The sequence below is a fragment of the Colwellia sp. RSH04 genome, assembly GCF_003545765.1.
Taxonomy (GTDB): domain Bacteria; phylum Pseudomonadota; class Gammaproteobacteria; order Enterobacterales; family Alteromonadaceae; genus Colwellia.
Genome location: NZ_QXIO01000007.1, coordinates 178330 through 194648, shown reverse-complemented (window position 1 = coordinate 194648; position 16319 = coordinate 178330). Strand labels below are relative to the sequence as shown.

15 protein-coding genes and 1 pseudogene are annotated in these 16319 nt (G+C 37.3%); 6 read left to right on the top strand and 10 right to left on the bottom strand.

Annotated elements, in window-relative coordinates; translation table 11 throughout:
* Nucleotides 1-364: 364 nt before the first annotated feature.
* Nucleotides 365-643 (top strand): peptidylprolyl isomerase, encoded by a 279-nt coding sequence (locus tag D1094_RS13240; RefSeq protein WP_118960587.1) that lies wholly within the window; start codon nucleotides 365-367, stop codon nucleotides 641-643.
* A 131-nt stretch (nucleotides 644-774) separates the two neighbouring features.
* Here the strand turns inward: D1094_RS13240 and D1094_RS13235 are convergent, their stop codons facing one another.
* The 8 genes and pseudogenes from D1094_RS13235 to D1094_RS13200 form a co-directional block, all read right to left on the bottom strand.
* Complete coding sequence (locus D1094_RS13235; RefSeq protein ID WP_118960586.1) at nucleotides 775-2040, bottom strand: inorganic phosphate transporter; 1266 nt, start codon at nucleotides 2038-2040, stop codon at nucleotides 775-777.
* 10 nt (nucleotides 2041-2050) lie between these two features.
* Complete coding sequence (locus D1094_RS13230) at nucleotides 2051-2731, bottom strand: TIGR00153 family protein (protein ID WP_118960585.1); 681 nt, start codon at nucleotides 2729-2731, stop codon at nucleotides 2051-2053.
* Between the two features lie 189 nt (nucleotides 2732-2920).
* Complete coding sequence (gene phoU / locus D1094_RS13225) at nucleotides 2921-3631, bottom strand: phosphate signaling complex protein PhoU (protein WP_118960584.1); 711 nt, start codon at nucleotides 3629-3631, stop codon at nucleotides 2921-2923.
* An 18-nt stretch (nucleotides 3632-3649) separates the two neighbouring features.
* Nucleotides 3650-4474, bottom strand: coding sequence for a phosphate ABC transporter ATP-binding protein PstB (gene pstB, locus D1094_RS13220; protein ID WP_118960583.1), 825 nt, complete (start codon nucleotides 4472-4474; stop codon nucleotides 3650-3652).
* Between the two features lie 59 nt (nucleotides 4475-4533).
* Nucleotides 4534-6171, bottom strand: a complete 1638-nt coding sequence (gene pstA / locus D1094_RS13215) for a phosphate ABC transporter permease PstA (RefSeq protein ID WP_118960582.1) — start codon at nucleotides 6169-6171, stop codon at nucleotides 4534-4536.
* A 77-nt stretch (nucleotides 6172-6248) separates the two neighbouring features.
* The gene (locus D1094_RS13210; RefSeq protein ID WP_404851484.1) at nucleotides 6249-8504 is read right to left on the bottom strand and encodes a phosphate ABC transporter permease; all 2256 of its coding nucleotides are present in this window, start codon (nucleotides 8502-8504) and stop codon (nucleotides 6249-6251) included.
* A gap of 236 nt (nucleotides 8505-8740) precedes the next feature.
* Nucleotides 8741-8947 (bottom strand): annotated as a pseudogene (locus D1094_RS18960) (hypothetical protein).
* Between the two features lie 92 nt (nucleotides 8948-9039).
* Nucleotides 9040-10494: a coniferyl aldehyde dehydrogenase gene (locus D1094_RS13200; protein WP_118960581.1), complete on the bottom strand. Its 1455-nt coding sequence runs from the start codon at nucleotides 10492-10494 to the stop codon at nucleotides 9040-9042.
* Nucleotides 10495-10681: 187 nt separating this feature from the next.
* Between D1094_RS13200 and D1094_RS13195 the strand changes: the two genes are divergently transcribed.
* A complete protein-coding gene (locus D1094_RS13195; protein ID WP_118960580.1) occupies nucleotides 10682-11125 on the top strand; it encodes a CBS domain-containing protein in 444 nt (147 codons plus the stop codon).
* A gap of 53 nt (nucleotides 11126-11178) precedes the next feature.
* On the opposite strand, the gene D1094_RS13190 is transcribed toward D1094_RS13195, so the two are convergent.
* Both D1094_RS13190 and D1094_RS13185 read right to left on the bottom strand, forming a co-directional pair.
* Nucleotides 11179-12306 (bottom strand): PilT/PilU family type 4a pilus ATPase, encoded by a 1128-nt coding sequence (locus D1094_RS13190; protein ID WP_118960579.1) that lies wholly within the window; start codon nucleotides 12304-12306, stop codon nucleotides 11179-11181.
* A 117-nt stretch (nucleotides 12307-12423) separates the two neighbouring features.
* Nucleotides 12424-13467: a type IV pilus twitching motility protein PilT gene (locus D1094_RS13185; protein WP_118960578.1), complete on the bottom strand. Its 1044-nt coding sequence runs from the start codon at nucleotides 13465-13467 to the stop codon at nucleotides 12424-12426.
* A 43-nt stretch (nucleotides 13468-13510) separates the two neighbouring features.
* Between D1094_RS13185 and D1094_RS13180 the strand changes: the two genes are divergently transcribed.
* From D1094_RS13180 to D1094_RS13165, 4 genes are all read left to right on the top strand, one after another.
* Entirely contained in the window at nucleotides 13511-14212 is a 702-nt protein-coding gene (locus D1094_RS13180; protein WP_118960577.1) for a YggS family pyridoxal phosphate-dependent enzyme, read from the top strand.
* 36 nt (nucleotides 14213-14248) lie between these two features.
* Entirely contained in the window at nucleotides 14249-15079 is an 831-nt protein-coding gene (proC, locus tag D1094_RS13175) for a pyrroline-5-carboxylate reductase (protein WP_118960576.1), read from the top strand.
* A gap of 47 nt (nucleotides 15080-15126) precedes the next feature.
* Nucleotides 15127-15723, top strand: coding sequence for a YggT family protein (locus tag D1094_RS13170; RefSeq protein WP_259337959.1), 597 nt, complete (start codon nucleotides 15127-15129; stop codon nucleotides 15721-15723).
* Nucleotides 15724-15844: 121 nt separating this feature from the next.
* Nucleotides 15845-16279, top strand: coding sequence for a DUF4426 domain-containing protein (locus tag D1094_RS13165; RefSeq protein WP_118960575.1), 435 nt, complete (start codon nucleotides 15845-15847; stop codon nucleotides 16277-16279).
* The last annotated feature ends 40 nt before the right edge of the window (nucleotides 16280-16319 follow it).

The window sequence follows — 16319 nt, the reverse complement described above, 5'->3', positions numbered from 1 at the left end:
ACCTAATGGCTGGACTGATTGCGTATACATTTAAAGATAAAAAGCCGAGCATAAAAGTATCTCGACTTTAAAATATACAATGCTTATGCAGATCTCGGGTTAATTAATTATTTCAATAAGCATAATTTGCAATGCAGTTATGCACCATTAAGTTTAGTGAATCATTTTTCATTTACGCTCATCACCTTGTTAACAAATTCATAATACAATTTTTACAAGTAGAAAAACTAGCATAATGTCATGCTTTCTTTCTGTATATAGATAAGTTATGGTGACTATGTACGATTGTGTATATAGCTAAATATCTCGTCGTAAATTTAATCTGGCTATATCAAATAATAATATTAATAAGTAGGAAGGAAGTATGTCTCAAGCAACCGCACGCCATCTGTTGGTCGATACAGAAGAAGAATGTTTGATTATTAAAGCAGAGATAGAAGCAGGTAAAGATTTTGCTGAAGCGGCAAAAAATCACTCTACTTGCCCATCTAATGCACAAGGTGGTGACTTAGGTAGCTTTGGCCCAGGGCAAATGGTACCAGAGTTTGACAAAGTAGTTTTCTCAGCCCCACTTAATAAAGTTCAAGGCCCAGTTAAAACTCAGTTTGGCTACCACCTTTTAGAAGTGACAACACGGAACTAGCAAACCAAACAAGATACAAAAAAGCCGCAACAGACGTTGCGGCTTTTTTGTATCTGATTGTCTCGCATTTGTTATGACCCATACTTTGACGGGTCATAATTAAGACAGACCAGATAAACGCTTAAAAAGTATTATGTAAACATACTTTTCATTATCCAGAAGAAGATAATCGATAGACCCGCACCAACAGGTAAAGTAATAACCCAAGATACGACAATATTTCTTACTACGCCTAAGTTAATTGCAGCAATACCACGCGCCATACCCACACCTAGCACGGCACCAACGAGAGTCTGTGTTGTAGAAATTGGTAAGCCAGCACCTGAAGCAATAACCACCGTACATGCAGCAGCTAATTCAGCAGCAAAACCACGACTTGGTGTTAAGTGTGTAATACCTTTACCTATCGTAGCAATAACTTTATGACCAAACAAAGCAAGACCGGCAACGATACCAAAACCACCTAGTGGTAAAATCCACCATGCTAGCGGAGATTTAGCAACAATTTGACCTTCATTACCAACAATACTTACTACCGCAGCTAATGGGCCAATCGCATTTGCCACATCATTAGAGCCATGCGCGAAAGCCATACAACAAGCAGTAACTACCATTAAGATAGCAAAGACTTTTTCTACATTAACATAATGTGCTTCTTTAGCGACATTTTCATCAAACTTAAGACGTGCAATAAAGACTTTACCAATAACTGCAACAATAGCAGCAGTTAAGATAGCGTATAGATAGGCTTCCATACCACCAATATGTAAATCAAGGTGCTTTAAACCTTTTTTGATTGTTACTAAAGCTAAAACAAAACCAGCAAGGAACATGTAAAGCGGCACCCAGCGCTTGGCTTGTTTTAATGGTTTCTCGGTATCAAAAATTAATTTTTGTGCGCTATTAAATATAATAAAGGCAATAACACCAGAGATTAACGGAGTGATTATCCAACTACCTACAATACCACCAACTTTACTCCACGTTACCGCATCAACACTAACACCCATGGCAGCAAAACCAACAATAGCACCAACAATAGAGTGCGTTGTAGATACAGGCCAGCCCAGTGCAGAAGCAATTAATAACCACGTAGCGGCAGCAAATAACGCTGAAATCATACCAAAAACGAGTAACTCTGGCGTATCAACAAAATAGCTTGCATCAATAATGCCTTTACGAATAGTCGAGGTGACTTCACCACCTGCTAAATAAGCTCCAGCAAATTCAAAGATCATGGCAATAATAATGGCTTGCTTAATGGTTAGCGCTTTTGAACCTACTGACGTACCCATTGCATTCGCTACATCATTAGCACCGATACCCCACGCCATAAAAAAGCCAACAACGGCAGCCATAATGACTAAGGTTGAACCATAGTTAAGTAAAATTTCCATCAGTTAAACCTTATTTTCGAGCTAAAAGAATTTCTAAACGTGCACCAACACGTTCAGCAAGATCGGCTAAATCACCAACCCAATCTATAATTTGATATAAAAACATTACATCAACTGGATTTAAATCCTTTTCAATCGCTAATAAGTTTTTACGTAAACTAATCTGTAATACATCCGTGTCATCTTCAATGGCATCTAATTGAGCAATCATTTTTTCAACCAATTCTACTTCACGGCCTTTAAAACCCGTTTCTAATAAATCATCTAATTCATTAATCGCTTCAGCTGCTTTTTCTGTTGCATCAATACAACGAGAAAGATAAGTGGCAAACTCTTCTTGCAATACGGTTGGAACTTGTAACTTTCTTCCAAGAATGCGACCCGCGATATCTTTCGCTTTATTGGCGATTTTATCTTGTTGAGTTAATAGCTCAAGAAGATCTGCTCTATCAACAGGCATAAATAATCCGCCAGGTAACTCTAAACGCAATTGACGTTTAAGTGCATCAGCATCTTGCTCTAGTTTTGATAATTTACGACGAATTTTCGTCGCCTCGCTCCAGTTTTCTGCAACACAGGCATCAAAAAAAGGAATTAATTGTTTAGAACACTTAACAACAATTTGTATGTGCTTTTCTAATGGTTTTATAGGAGATTTTGCAAAAACGCCTAATATAGTATTTCTGGCCATAATTATGTTTCCAGGAGATAAAAACTCTCGTTATTGTTATTCGCCGCGGATAGTAACGCATTTAACTATTAAAGTTAAATGCTAATAGTAGCTTAATTTTAATAGAAATCAGCATTCCTAACACGGTAGTTGAATGTATTAGTTAACAACTTTCAGAGGCATTAACTAACAGCATGAAATTTATATACTTTATTCTGATGTTAAATTTTTAACGGCTTCGGCTGTGGTATGTCTTACTACCTTGCCTTTAACAAAGTAGATGATATATTCGCAGATGTTTTGACATCGATCACCAATACGCTCTAAAGCCCTTGCAGACCAGATCACTGTCATAACTTGTGGAATAGCTCTTGGATCTTCCATCATGTAGGTCATCAGTTGGCGCATTAACGCTTCATATTCACGATTAATTTTATCATCCATCTGATGAATTTTAATTGCGGCATCTAAATCCATACGAGTGAAAGCGTCTAAAGTCAGGTGCAAAAACTCTAAAACACCACGACCTAAGTTTTCTAGGTTTACTAATAAATCTTGCTGTTTAGATGAAAAACTTTCTAAGGCAACATGCGCTATTTTTTCGGCTTCATCACCAATACGCTCTAAATCAGCAATCGTTTTAACAATTGCCATAATTAAACGTAAGTCACCTGCTGCAGGTTGTCGCTTTGCAATAATGCGAGTGCATTCATCATCAATGCTAACTTCATAAGCGTTAATTTGATAATCATTGTTCAACACTTCTTGTGCTAGCACCTCATCGGTATTATGCACAGCTGTTAATGCATCAGTTAACTGTTTTTCAACTAAGCCGCCCATTTGCATAACGTTATTAATGACACGTTCTAAGTCTTCATTAAATTGACCTGATATATGACGGCCAATATGTAAATTATCCATGTAAAACTCCTTAAATAATTAGCCGTATCGACCAGTAATATAATCTTCTGTTTGCTTCTTCATTGGGGTAGTAAATAACGTATTGGTATCGTTATATTCAATTAAATCCCCCATGTACATGAAAGCGGTCTGATCTGAAACTCTGGCAGCTTGCTGCATGTTGTGCGTAACAATGACTACAGTAAATTGTTTTTTCAAATCATTAATTAATTCTTCAATAGTTAATGTAGAGATAGGATCAAGTGCTGATGTTGGTTCATCCAATAATAAAACCTCAGGCTCTATAGCAACGGCTCGAGCAATGACAAGACGCTGTTGTTGACCACCCGATAAGCCTAATGCACTTTCGTGTAACCTGTCTTTTACTTCATTCCATAAAGCGGCACTGCGTAATGATTTTTCGACTGCATCATCTAATACTCGGCGATTATTTTCACCGGCAATACGCAAACCATAAACAACATTTTCATAAATAGACTTTGGAAATGGGTTAGGTCGCTGAAATACCATACCAACTTTTCGTCTTAAAGAAGCGATATCAACATGCTTACCGTAGATATTCTCACCGTGTAAATTTATCTCACCACTAATATGACAACCATCGACGAGATCATTCATACGATTAATACAGCGTAACAAGGTTGATTTACCACAACCACTAGGACCAATGAAGGCAGTCACTTGACCTTTAGGAATAGACATAGTGATATCTTGTAACGCTTGCTTTTTGCCATAGTGAAGGTTTAACCCTTTTATATCTAGCGCCGTTTGTTCACTAGTCAACTTGGTTAAATCTAATTTGTGGGCATCCGCAGATAACGCCTTGGGGGTAACAGAAATCATATTTTACTCTTATAGCTATTTAACTAATTTAAATTCTTTTATTAATGTCGTGATGTTAACTAATGCTCTAACATCTTATATCTTTCACGTAACTTGTTTCGTATTGATACCGCGGTCATGTTCAACGCAACGATAATCGTAACGAGTAATAAGGCGGTTGCATAAACAAGCGGTCTTGCTGCCTCAACATTCGGGCTTTGAAAGCCAACATCATAAATATGGAACCCTAAGTGCATGAACTTTCTATCTAAATGTAAGAAAGGAAAGTTACCATCTAATGGGAGGTTAGGTGCCATTTTAACAACCCCTACTAACATTAGCGGTGCAACTTCACCCGCTGCGCGAGCAATAGCTAAAATAATACCTGTCATAATTGCAGGGCTAGCAATTGGCAAAATAATACGCCACAAGGTTTCAGCTTTGGTAGCTCCTAGAGCTAAACTACCATGGCGCATTGCAGATGGAATTCGAGATAACCCTTCTTCTGTTGAAACAATAACAACCGGTAAAGTGAGTATCGCTAACGTAATAGCAGACCATAGTACACCCGGTGTACCAAATGTAGGGCTTGGTAATGCTTCAGGGTAGAATAATTGATCTAATGAACCACCGACCATATAAACAAAGAAACCAAGACCAAATACACCGTAAACAATTGACGGTACACCAGCTAAGTTGATTACTGCGATTCTCAATAACTTTGTCAGGGCATTTTTACCGGCATATTCATGCAAGTAAATTGCAGCAATAACACCAAAAGGCGACACAATCACCGTCATCAGTAGTACCATAAGTACAGTACCGAAAATAGCTGGAAATACGCCACCTTCCGTATTCGCTTCACGTGGGTCATCCATAAGAAAACCACCAATTTGGCTTAAGAACAAAGCAAATTTATCAAAAAAGCCTAATTGATTATTAAAGTTTACCTGTAAAATATGTTCAAAATTAATGGTTACTAACTGTCCATCCATTGCACGCATAACAATATGGTCGCGAGAGATTTGATCTCTTAACGCCATTAAGTTTTGCTCTAATGTTTGATATTCCTCTTTTAATGCTTGTGTCTCATCATCAATTTCTTTTTGCTTGCTAACAGTAAGCTTATCTTTCAAGGCTAAGCTTTTGGTCTTTAAGCGAAGGCTTTCAAGCTGATAGTTAATTGCACCAATATCTACCTTTTGTAGTTCTTCAATCTCCGCTTGAAATTGTTCAACACGCTCAAGCAACTCAGGTAGTTTTTCTGTATCAACAGGCTTGCCATCTAAAACTAAGCTATCAATATAACCATAAAAGTTACCGTTAGTTCTTCGTTCAACAACGGCTAAGTCTTTCGGTTTTGACGTTTTAGTTATATTAGTACTTAAAATCCAGCGAAAATCTAAACTGACTAATTCACGGTTACCTGTTTTTACGAGAAGTCGCTCTATCACTTCTTGATCTTTGGCTAATTTCAAATTTAAGTGAGCAAGTTGACTTACTGGGATCTGCTCACGATCATAAATTTCACCAATAACAACGGATTGCTTGCCATGCTCGTCAAGCATATCGAATTGATACAACTCACTAGGCCAGAAATAAGATAAACCTTTTGAGGCAATTAGCCACAACAGACCTAGCACAGAAATTAAACTAATGCTCACACCACCGGCAGATAACCATACCCAAGGTGAGCCTGACTTAAACCATGTATTCATAACAAAACTCTTTAATTCATAAATTTGTTTGTGCAATAAAAACTCATTGCGTTAATTATTAACCTAACGGATTAAGTCTACATTGAGCTATATTTATCACGTAACCGCTGTCTAACAAACTCAGCCATTGTGTTGAAAATAAAGGTAAAAACGAATAACACAAAGGCAGCTAAGAACAATATTCGATAATGCGAACTACCCACTTCAGACTCTGGCATTTCTACCGCGATATTAGCGGCAAGTGTTCTCATGCCTTGGAAAATACTCCAGTCTAGAATTGGTGTATTACCTGTTGCCATCAGTACAATCATTGTTTCACCCACCGCGCGGCCAAGTCCCATCATTATCGCAGAAAATATACCTGGGCTTGCCGTAAGTAAAACGACCTTAATTAAGGTTTGCCATTGAGTCGCACCTAGTGCTAATGAGCCACTAGTTAAATGACTAGGTACACTAAAGATTGCATCTTCAGCCATAGAGAAAATGGTAGGTATTACCGCAAACCCCATCGCAATACCCACAACTAACGCATTACGTTGATCAAAGTTTATACCTAAATCATTGGTAATATACTGACGCATATCGCCACCAAAAAATGCACTTTCAAATAATGGTGACAAGGTAAATGCTAAATAAGCTGCGCCAATTAATACAGGGATTAAAATAATTGGGGCTAATGTTTCTGGAATTTTCTCTTTTAAATCTCTTGAAAGGTTATGCCATACAAAAGCAGTTAATATGGTTGCCAACGGCAAGAATAAAAATAATAAAAAGATTGCTGGTAAATATTTTTCCATGATTGGCGCTAACCATAAGCCCGCTAAGAAACCTAATATAACTGTTGGTAAAGCCTCCATTAATTCAATGGTTGGTTTAACTTTCTTTCTTAACCCAGGGGTCATAAAATAAGCGGTATAGATTGCTGCGGTAAGCGCAATTGGTACTGCAAAAAGCATGGCATACAAAGCCGCTTTAATTGTGCCAAATGAGATAGGTACTAACGAAAATTTCGCTTCAAAATCATCAGAGCCTGAAGTAGATTGCCAGATATAATCGGGCTCAGGGTAACCTTCATACCAAACTTCTTGCCAAAGCGCTTGCCAAGTAACTTCTGGGTGCTCATTGTGTACATTAAATAATTCTAAAATTGTTGAAGACTTTTGCTCATCATACATAGCAATGGCAATGGCATCAGAACGAGGGGAAATAGCAAAAGCAGTTGGATGTTTCTTGGCAATATTACCTTGCCAAAGTTCAGCTTCACTGGTGGTAAAGAAAACTCCCATATTACCGGTATCTGTTAACGTGTAAAAACTCTTACGAAACTGTTCGGTGTTTATACTAGCAATAGCTTCATTGCCGGCATCAAATGTTCTAATTTGTTGAAACTGACGACCTTGTTCAGTTGAGACTTCAAACCATTGACTCACTTGTCCTTGGTTATCGCCTAATAAAACAGAGCTACCACCTGATAGAAGTGCCATAGCGGTTAGCTTTGCATCAGGTCTATTAGAAAAATCCACATTAATTTGCGCTTTTTCTTCAACAATATCGTCGTCATCTAATGAAAACACAGAAACATGTGATTCATTTCGCACAAATACCATAGTTAAATCAGGAGAAATTGCTATATCATCAATATGATGAGCTAAATAATCTATTTCTTGAAAAATAGTTTCAAACTCACCATCTTCTTCACCAAATTCATCTTCGCTAATTAAACTCGTTTTTATTAAACGCTTATCTTGAGTAAAGCCGACAAATACTGCCTTTTCCTCATCCATAGCAAAAGCTAATTGAGTGAAGTTTTGCGCATGTTCATCAACTTGAATCGATGAATTGATAATAGGATAAGTAATACTTGGAATAATTTTACGGCTATCATTGTCATATTGAGCAGTAAATTGTGGTGTTACAACAAATACCTGACCTTGCTCTGTTAGCAATAACTTTTTATCTTGCCCTGCATCCTCAACTAACTTGAGACTATCCGTAGTATCAATCAGTCGTTCAGATAGTAACAGCTTACCAGCAGGTGCTTGCTCATCTTCTAGCAATGAAAAGAATTCTATATTACCTGATGAGGTAATTTGAAATGCGACTTCTTTTAGCTCATCGACACCAGTACTTAGCACTTTACTATCAGTTCTCAGTGCTATAGACATATCGGGTTCAATGCTAACCGATTCGAAAATAGGTTTAATCACGTACAAAAGGTACATAAAAATAAGCACTAATGTGAATAATACACTAATACCACCTAACGTAATTAGCCATTTTGCTAATGAGTTTTTAATTTTTCTTGTATTTGAAGAGCGTGCAACACTTGTCACTGAGCCAACCTCGTTAATTTTAAATAACGAGGCAATTATAAGACAGTAATATGACACTTTTGTGACACACCCAAAGACTGACTAAAATACTTAAAAAACAATTAATTTTAGTGGCAGCTATCAACCCTATAACACTTTATATTTAAAGGGCTGCAGTTTAATGATGACAGACAATTAGACAAATAAAATTAAATATCATAATTCAAACTATCAATATCATCCTTCTTAATAATCGATTATTTAGGGGCTGTTGATCTTTCGGGGTTATTTTTGCAGCTTTTTGTTGGGTATTTGTACAAGGCAGAGCCTTTGTCATGTGGTTATTCCACATAAAAAGGCGATAACGCCGTAAAAATGACCAACAAACGCTGTCCGAAGGATTCGGCTAAAAGCATTTTATGCTTTGTTGAGTAGTATTTGCTTAGAATGACTAAGCTACACACTACTCGCCGCGAATAAAACGCTTTTAGCTCGAACAAAATTTAATCGCGAAAGATCAACAGCCCCTTATAAGTAACACAATAAAATGAAGCTTTTATGACAAAAATAGTTTATCCATCAATCTGTGAATCCATTTTCCATAAGGAGGATATGCCATTTTAGCGCTGTTAAACTTACCCTTTTCAAACACAGGCTTTGCTTTTGAGAAAGTTAAAAAGCCTTCATGCCCGTGATATTGCCCCATTCCTGAAGGGCCAATACCACCAAAAGGTAAATCATCTTGTGCAACATGCACTGCTGCATCATTGATACAAACACCGCCTGCATGAGTTTCTTGAAGAACCTGTTGCTTTCTATTTTCATCAAAACTACATAAATATATTGCTAAAGGTCTTGGTCTATCATTCACATAGCTTAATGCTTGCTCAAAGGTTTTAAAACTTACAATAGGTAAGATTGGGCCAAAGATCTCTTCTTGCATTAATTGCATTTCATCAGTGACATTCGTTACGACACGCAATGGCATTTTTCGATTATTTTCTATGGCTTTACCATTACGTTGAGAATAATTGGCCAAAGAGGTGATTATCGCACCTTTATCGACAGCATCGGCTAAACTTCGCTCTAAACGGTCAAATTGAGCTTGATTAATAATAGAGGTAAAGTCTTCATTATCAGCAAAATTTGGGTACATGCTATTAAACTGCACTTTCAGTTCATGAATTAGCTCTTCAACTTTTTCGTCGGGGCACAATACGTAGTCAGGAGCAACACAGGTTTGCCCTGCATTAAGAGTTTTGCCTAATAACAAACGTGAAACGGCAACGCTGATATCAATCTCAGTATCAATAATTGCTGGAGACTTTCCACCAAGCTCTAAGGTGACAGGAGTTAAGTTTTTCGCGGCACTGGCCATCACTTTTTTACCGACTTGTGTTGAGCCAGTAAAAAGTAAGTGATCAAATGCTTGCTCTGAAAAATGACTGGCACTTTCAATGCCCCCAGTGATCACTGCCACTTTTTCTTGAGGAAAAACACTCGCTAGCATTGAACGAATAACCTCATTAGTAGCAGGTGTAAACTCTGACATTTTAACCATAGCGCGATTACCCGCCGCTAATGCTGTTGTTAGTGGCCCTATAGATAGAAAGACAGGGTAATTCCATGGGGTGATAATTCCTACAACCCCCAACGGTTGATATACAACAAATGCTTTAGCTGGCTGAAATAATGCGCCGACATGGCGCTTAGCAGGCTTCATCCATTTCTTTAAATGTTTGATGGTATAATCTATGCCCATGATAGTTGGCATGATATCCGCCATCTTACTGTCACCTGCACTTCTACCAGAAAAATCTTGAGATAACGCTTCTATTAAAGGATCTTTAAATGACTTTATTGCTAATTTAAGCTGTTGAAGGTCATTAACTCTTTCTGACAATGATAAATAACGTTGCCCTTTGAATGCTGCTTGTTGATCAGAAAAAATATGATTAATATTCGATATTTCTTTAGTTTCATCAGCTTGCGTATAGCTATTCTCTGCCATGTTACTCCTCATCAGCAATGACTTATCTAAGATATGACATCAAGATAGCATTATGTGAAAGCTAAATCATCTGATCCGATGAGGTATAATGGTAATTAGTCTTTCTTGTTGCGAAGTTTTTTGGCACTATACTTAAAAAACAGTTAACTTAACTTTTAATCGTTTGAAAAGTAGAGAAATTACTACAATGAAAATTGAAACGTTGATGACAAAGTCTGTTATATCATTACAATTAGATGACGACTTAAATAAAGCAAAAGATATCTTTGCAACCCATAATATCCACCATATTCTTATAAATGATGATGACGGTATATTAGCAGGTGTGATTACTGATAGGGATTTGTTTAAACAACTTAGCCCTACAATAGGCACTAGCAAAGAAACACCAAGAGACATTACTTTTGCTCAACAAAAAGTTCATCAAATTATGTCTAGAGATTTAATTAGCGCTAAAAAAGATCAATCAATAAATGAAGCGGTTTTGCTCTTTCATGATAACCATATTTCTTGTTTACCCATTACCAATGAGAAAGACAAAGCGATTGGTATAATAACCTGGCGAGATATTTTAAAAGTCATAGCCTTGCAGTATCGCAAAAAGTTAAGTAATAAGATCAAAAAAGGCTAATAAATTAGCCTTTACATGCTTCCTAAGAAAGTTCTTTATTATTCGGGTTGATATCAAACATCATCATTTTCAAACCCATCTAAAGTCACACCAGATAAACCGCCAGTACCACCTTGTTCATTACTACGTAATTTTATCATTAATCGCAAGTCATTCGGTGAATCAGCATGGTGAAGAGCATCAGCATATGTAATTAAACCTTGTTGGTAGTGATTAAATAAAGCCTGATCAAAGGTTTGCATACCAAGTTCATTAGATTTCTCCATGACCTCTTTAATACCACCAATTTCACCTTTTTTAATTAACTCACTGACGTATGGTGAGTTTAATAATATTTCAATCGCAGCAACACGGCTATTTCCATCTTTTGTTGGTACAAGTTGCTGTGCTACAACCCCTCTAAGGTTTAACGCTAAATCGAAAAGTAGCTTTCCATGTTGATCTGCTGGGACTAAATGCATAATACGATCTATTGCTTGGTTAGCATTATTAGCATGCAGCGTAGCAATACATAAATGCCCTGTTTCGGCAAAACTTAACGCATGCTCCATAATTTCTTTACTACGGATCTCACCAATTAAAATAACATCAGGCGCTTGGCGCAATGAACTTTGCAGAGCTGCATCAAATGATTCAGTATCTAATCCAACTTCACGTTGCGTTATCATACTTTTACCATGCTCATGCACAAATTCCACAGGGTCTTCAATGGTAAGAATATGCCCTCGAGAATTACGGTTACGATAACCAATCAATGCGGCCATAGAAGTCGACTTACCGGTACCAGTACCACCTACAAAAAGTACCAAACCACGCTTTGTCATCACCACATCTTTAAGAACAGACGGTAAACCTAAATCATCAACATCAGGAATATCAGTTACAATACGACGAATGACCATACCTGCCATATCGCGCTGCCAAAAAGCAGAAACACGAAAACGACCAATACCTTCAATTTCAATAGCAAAATTACATTCTTTCTCTTGATCAAACTGCTGCTTTTGCTTTTCATTCATTGCATCATGAACTAATGATAAAGACTCTTCAGCTGTTAATGGCTCATCATCAATAGGTTGTAACTCACCATTTATTTTAGCGCTTACTTGTAATTTAGCGGTTACAAACATATCAGATGCATCTTCTTGCACCATTTTCATTAATAATTGATGAAACTTCATTCCATTACCTTTTTTTCATGTTGCAGTGAGTTTGAACACCAATAATTGAGCGTTCAAACCAACACCACGTTTATAACAAAACACATTAGAGTTTGCCCATATCGCACTACTCTATATTTAATATCCAGAGAACTGGTTTTTATCAACGGCTTTTTCCATCGCATCTTGACGGGTAATCATGCCTCTATTAACCAAATTTTGTAGGCATTGATCCATGGTTTGCATACCATGAGACATACCCGTTTGAATTGCAGAGTACATTTGGGCGATTTTATCTTCACGAATTAAGTTTCGAATCGCTGGAACACCAATCATAATTTCATGAGCAGCAACCCGACCACCGCCTACTTTTTTGATTAATGTTTGAGAAATTACTGCACGGAGTGACTCTGATAACATTGAACGTACCATCGATTTCTCTTCACCGGGGAATACATCAATAATACGGTCAATCGTTTTAGGTGCTGAGGTCGTATGCAGGGTACCAAACACCAAATGACCCGTTTCGGCAGCGGTCATGGCTAATCGAATGGTTTCTAAATCACGCATTTCACCAACAAGAATAACATCTGGATCTTCACGAAGTGCTGAGCGTAACGCGGCTTCAAAGCTTAAGGTATCACGGTGAACTTCACGCTGGTTAATTAAGCATTTTTTATTTTCATGAACAAATTCGATAGGATCCTCAATCGTCAGGATGTGATCATGCTTTTGATCATTAATATAATCGACCATTGCCGCTAAGGTGGTCGATTTACCAGAGCCTGTTGGCCCTGTTACTAGCACTAATCCGCGCGGGGTATCAGAAATATCTCTAAAAATATCAGGACAGCCTAAATCTTCAAGCGTTAATATTTTACTTGGGATAGTACGAAATACTGCCGCAGGCCCCCTATTTTGATTAAAGGCATTTACCCTGAATCGAGCAAGGTTTGGCACTTCAAACGAGAAATCGACCTCTAAATTTTCTTCATACTCTTTGCGTTGCCTGTCATTCATAATATCATAGACCAACGCATTAACATCTTTTGCATCAAAAGCGGGGATATTGAGCTTACGTACATCACCATCTACGCGAATAGAAGGTGGGGTGCCTGTTGATAGATGTAAATCAGAAGCGTCATGCTGCACACTAAATGCAAGTAATTCGGTAATATCCATAAAAACCTCAGTATTTTTTAAGTGGAAAGGTTAACAACTAAACATGATAAACATTAAAGATAATCTTGATAAAATTAAAGCGCAAATTACCCAAGCTTGCCAACTAAATAACCGATTAGTTAATTCAGTACAGCTATTAGCTGTTAGTAAAACTAAGCCCATTGAAGATATCGAACAAGCATACCAAGCTGGCCAACATCATTTTGGTGAGAACTATTTACAAGAAGCTCTAGAAAAAGTAGAACATCTTTCTCACCTAGAAGAAATATGCTGGCATTATATTGGCCCTATTCAATCTAATAAGACAAAACAAATTGCTAGCCATTTCTCATGGGTACATAGTGTAGACAGAGAAAAAATTGCTTTACGTCTCAATGATCATCGCAAAGATGCTATCAATGAAAATGAAAGTCACCTTACCCCGCTAAACGTTTGTTTACAAGTGAATATTAGCGAAGAAAAAACTAAATCAGGCATATCACCCGAGCAAATATTTGCTTTAGCAGAGGTCGTAAATCAGTGTGATAATTTAACCTTGCGTGGCCTGATGGCAATTCCTGAAAAAAATGCTAACAAAGCGATATATCAGGAAATGTCACAACTTTTCAGTGAATTAAAATCTCGTTATGTCAGTGTTGATACTTTATCATTAGGTATGTCTAATGATCTTGCCATAGCGATAGAGCATGATTCCACTATGGTACGAATTGGTACCGCGATATTTGGTCAACGCAATAACAAATAACTCTAAAACATCATACGCAAAACAGGTAGTAAATTTATGGATAAGCAAAAGTTAAATAAAATAGCCTTTATTGGTGCTGGCAATATGGCCAAATCAATCATCATTGGGTTAGTCAACTCAGGCGTTCCAGCAAAAAACATCATTGTGGCAAACCCTTCTCCAGAAAAAAGATTAGCCCTAGCAAAAGAGTTTGGTATTAATCAAACAGCAAGTAACATTGATGCGGTTGAGTTTGCAGATATCATTGTACTCTCTGTCAAGCCTCATTTTATTGAGCAAGTTTGTCAAGATATCAGTAAAAAAGTAAACATTAGTAATAAACTTTTCTTATCTGTTGCAGCAGGTACAACTATTGAAAATATGCAAGCCGCGCTTAACGCAAAAGTTAGCGTTGTCAGAACAATGCCTAACACACCTTCACAGTTAGGCTTAGGCATGAGCGGACTTTTTGCCTCCATAGAAGTCAACGAAGCAGAAAAAGCAGCGGCCAATAAGCTTATGTCGGCCGTTGGTGAAGTTATCTGGGTAGATAGTGAGGATAAAATCAATGAAATTACTGCGGTTGCAGGCTCTGGCCCTGCCTATTTTTTCTTATTTATGGAAGCTATGCAAAAACAAGCACAACAGTTTGGTTTTACTGAGCAAGAAAGCCGCTTATTAGTACAGCAAACCGCATTAGGTGCTGCTCAAATGGTAGAACATAGTCCAATAGCCATTAGTCAGCTTCGTGAAAATGTAACCTCTAAAGGCGGGACAACTTTTGCTGCTTTAGAAACATTTAGAAAGCAAGGTATTGAAGAAATGGTAGCTAAATCTATGCAAGCCGCCTTAACTCGAGCACAAGAAATGGCAAAAAGCAGTAATTAAGCTAATTGTTACAAAGTTAACCATGGTTATCTGTACGCTTTTTATTTATGCTTACAGCGACAAATGAAAAATATGTTTTATTCGGAGACTTTATTCCTATGGAAGCAATAATATATTTGCTTAGATTTGCTTTTGACGCCTTATTAATGATTCTTATCATTCGCGTATGGTTACAATGGGTAAAAGCTGATTTTTACAATCCTTTGAGTCAGTTTATTGTTAAAGTGAGTAACCCGCTTGTGGTACCACTTCGCCGTGTTATCCCCGGCTTTGGTGGCCTAGACATAGCAACATTACTGCTTGCTTATGCTATCGCCACACTTAAGTTTGTAACGCTAGCGGCTCTTGCTGGGGAAAGTTTAGGTGTACTCGCTTTTTACATTGGTTTACTGGTACTCATTAAACAAGCAGGCTTCTTGCTCTTTGTTATTATGATTGTTATGGCACTAATGAGCTGGGTTGTTCAGGGATATAATGCTACGTTAATGATATTGCACCAATTAACCGAACCTTTTTTAAGACCTATTCGCGCTATTATCCCTAATATCGGCGGTTTAGATTTATCATTATTAGCCGCTTTTTTAGCGATGAATGTCATTAATATTTTACTGGCTGGATCACTTCCCTATTGGGCTTCAATTTAATCCTGCTTGCGAAACTTAGGATGATAGTAAAACCCCCATCCTCTTACTAAATTAAACAGGTAGTTCTATACTTAACACTAGGTATAAAACTGCCTGTTAGTCATTATTTCTGGAGCACATCATGAAAATATTTATATCAGCATTAATACTTATTATCTCAACATTAAGCTCACCGACTGCTCAAGCTGAAAATATGAAGAAGCTTGGCAATATGAATGTTCATTATATGGCAATTGGCTCAACGTTTTTTACGCCTGAAATTGCAAAAGCCTATGGTATTACCCGTAGCCGATTCAATGGCTTAGTTAACATTTCTGTGCTTGATAATACACAAAAAGGAACGCCGGCAAAGTCAGTAAGCATTTCAGGTAAAGCAAAGAATAACGTAGGTCAATTTAAGCCCCTTGAATTTACAGAAGTAAAAGAAGGTAGCGCTATATATTACTTAGCACAGGTTAGTTATAACAATGAAGAAACTATTCATTTCGATTTAACCATAACTGATGGTAAAGAAGAGCAACGATTAAAGTTCTCGCAAAAATTCTACGCTGACTAGTTTTTAGCGATAACTAAAATTCGCTGAAAACCAAGACAGA

Excerpts from the sequence above, each read along its gene's own strand:
- D1094_RS13240 (WP_118960587.1), top strand. The coding sequence starts at position 365 with ATGTCTCAAGCAACCGCACGCCATCTGTTGGTCGATACAGAAGAAGAA.
- D1094_RS13235 (WP_118960586.1), bottom strand. The coding sequence starts at position 2,040 with ATGGAAATTTTACTTAACTATGGTTCAACCTTAGTCATTATGGCTGCC.
- D1094_RS13230 (WP_118960585.1), bottom strand. The coding sequence starts at position 2,731 with ATGGCCAGAAATACTATATTAGGCGTTTTTGCAAAATCTCCTATAAAA.
- phoU (WP_118960584.1), bottom strand. The coding sequence starts at position 3,631 with ATGGATAATTTACATATTGGCCGTCATATATCAGGTCAATTTAATGAA.
- pstB (WP_118960583.1), bottom strand. The coding sequence starts at position 4,474 with ATGATTTCTGTTACCCCCAAGGCGTTATCTGCGGATGCCCACAAATTA.
- pstA (WP_118960582.1), bottom strand. The coding sequence starts at position 6,171 with ATGAATACATGGTTTAAGTCAGGCTCACCTTGGGTATGGTTATCTGCC.
- D1094_RS13200 (WP_118960581.1), bottom strand. The coding sequence starts at position 10,494 with ATGGCAGAGAATAGCTATACGCAAGCTGATGAAACTAAAGAAATATCG.
- D1094_RS13195 (WP_118960580.1), top strand. The coding sequence starts at position 10,682 with ATGAAAATTGAAACGTTGATGACAAAGTCTGTTATATCATTACAATTA.
- D1094_RS13190 (WP_118960579.1), bottom strand. The coding sequence starts at position 12,306 with ATGAAGTTTCATCAATTATTAATGAAAATGGTGCAAGAAGATGCATCT.
- D1094_RS13185 (WP_118960578.1), bottom strand. The coding sequence starts at position 13,467 with ATGGATATTACCGAATTACTTGCATTTAGTGTGCAGCATGACGCTTCT.
- D1094_RS13180 (WP_118960577.1), top strand. The coding sequence starts at position 13,511 with ATGATAAACATTAAAGATAATCTTGATAAAATTAAAGCGCAAATTACC.
- proC (WP_118960576.1), top strand. The coding sequence starts at position 14,249 with ATGGATAAGCAAAAGTTAAATAAAATAGCCTTTATTGGTGCTGGCAAT.
- D1094_RS13170 (WP_259337959.1), top strand. The coding sequence starts at position 15,127 with ATGCTTACAGCGACAAATGAAAAATATGTTTTATTCGGAGACTTTATT.
- D1094_RS13165 (WP_118960575.1), top strand. The coding sequence starts at position 15,845 with ATGAAAATATTTATATCAGCATTAATACTTATTATCTCAACATTAAGC.